1 protein-coding gene and 1 pseudogene are annotated in these 2,040 nt (G+C 62.3%); both read left to right on the top strand.

Annotated elements, in window-relative coordinates:
* The first annotated feature begins 257 nt into the window (after nucleotides 1-257).
* A complete protein-coding gene (locus L0H65_RS19030) occupies nucleotides 258-1,193 on the top strand; it encodes a transposase (protein ID WP_301460765.1) in 936 nt (311 codons plus the stop codon).
* A gap of 16 nt (nucleotides 1,194-1,209) precedes the next feature.
* Nucleotides 1,210-1,920: pseudogene (locus L0H65_RS19035) on the top strand (IS256 family transposase); the annotation flags it as partial.
* Nucleotides 1,921-2,040 lie beyond the last annotated feature (120 nt).

Genomic DNA, 2,040 nt, shown 5'->3' on the forward strand with positions numbered 1-2,040 from the left:
CCTCTCCTGGGTTCACTGTCCGTAACGCCTTGCGGGGCAGAGGCACGATTGCCTTGTCTTATGAATTTCATGGGCTCCCGGGGTAGAAGGGAGCCACTGCCCGCCACGCCATTTATGGCGGGCAGTGGCGGCGGTCGGATCGTGTCTGCCTTGGTGTCGCAGGACCGCGAGTGAGTAAGGTCGGCCGCCGTCTTCACCATGGGCCTGAACGGATACGCGTGCTTGAGACACGCATGACAAGGACAGGGCTGGCGAAGATGACAGAGCATACCATCGGCATCGACATATCGAAATCCCATCTCGACGCTTTCCGGCTGGAAGACCGGGCTGCGGAGCGTTTCGAGAACTCCCCGCGCGGATTGCGGGCGTTGATCAAATGGCTTGGCGCGACACCGCTTAAGCGCATCGTGTATGAACCGACAGGCCCCTGTCACCGCGCGTTCGAGAAGGCCTTGTCGGGCAAGGTCCCGCTGGTAAAGGTCAATCCGTTGCAGGCCCGGCGCTTTGCCGAGGCCAGCGCCACGCGCGCCAGGACAGATGCCGTCGATGCGCGCATCCTGGCACGCATGGGGGCGGCACTTGGCTTGGAACCGGATGCGCCAATTTCTGAGAAGCTACATGATCTCAGAGATTTGCAGGCCGCGCGGACCGGTCTGGTCAAGGAGCGCACCCGCCTGCGCAACCGGGGCCAGGTTCAAACCAACGCCGTTTTGAAGCGCCAGACCAAGACGCGGCTGGCTTTGGTCGAACGCCAGATCGCGGAGCTGAATGCAGAGATTTCCAGGCACATCGCCGAGGACAAACCTGTCGCGCGCAAACGCAAGATTCTGTGCTCCATTCCCGGTCTCGGCCCGATCGCCGCAGCGCTCATCCTTACCTTCCTGCCTGAAATCGGGACGCTGGAGCGAAAGCAGGCCGGAAGCCTCGCCGGCCTTGTTCCTTGCAGCCGCGAATCCGGCACATGGAAGGGCAAGTCCTTCATCAGCGGCGGGCGCAAACCGTTGCGTGACGCGCTCTACATGCCCGCCCTGGTCGCCATGCGGCTCAATCCGGACCTCAAGGCAAAATACACCCAGCTCTGCACGGCCGGAAAACCCGCAAAGGTCGCCATCGTCGCCATCATGCGCAAGCTCCTGGAGACCGCCAACGCGCTGATCAAGGCTGACCGCTTCTGGGTCAAAAAAACCGCTTGATCAAGACGGATACTCACTCCTGGACGGCACGGTCATCAAGACCCGCATCGACAGGAAAGCCACGAATATCTCGGTGTTGGCAGCTATCGGCGTGCGCCGGGACGGGCAGAAGGTATTGCTTTCGATCATGAATATGGGCGGCGAAAGCAAAGCTGCCTGGGCCGAGTTTCTCGGCGATCTCGATGCGCGCGGCCTGAAGCGACCGGCATTTGTCATTGTCGACGGCGCGCCAGGGCTTGAGGCTGCCCTCGTCGCGCTCTGGGGCGAGGACCCGCCGATCCAGCGCTGCACGGTTCACAAGCACCGCAACCTTCTCGGCCACGCCCCGAAACGCATGCAGGACGAGTTGACCGAGGATTACCGCGACATGATCTATGCCGACGGTGCGGCCAAAATCGAGAAACGCCGCAAGGCATTCCTGCGCAAGTGGCGCCTGAAGTGCCGCGCGGTGGCGGACAGCCTGGAAGAAGCCGGGGGCCGGCTGTTCACCTTCACCCGGCTGGACCCGTCGCAGTGGAAATCAGCCCGCACGACAAACGCCATCGAGCGCCTGAACGAGGAATTCCGCCGCCGCATCAAAACCCAGACCGTGCTGCCCTGCGCCGAAACCGTGCCGATGCTGCTCTGGGCGCTGATGGCATCGGGCCAGATCCAGATGCGAAAGATCGATGGCTGGGAAACCTTGGCTCAGCCCATCGCCCCGATCAGCCTTGACCTCGCAGCCTGATCAAGCCCAAATCCCCATGCTCGGAGAACGCCGCCAGAGAATTTCCACCAGATTCGAGACACAACCGGCGTTCGAGCGAAGCCTCGTTGGGAAACACCCGGACCTTGATCGTGCGGCGTT

The sequence above is a fragment of the Pseudorhodobacter sp. genome, from assembly GCF_030452865.1.
GTDB lineage: Bacteria > Pseudomonadota > Alphaproteobacteria > Rhodobacterales > Rhodobacteraceae > Pseudorhodobacter.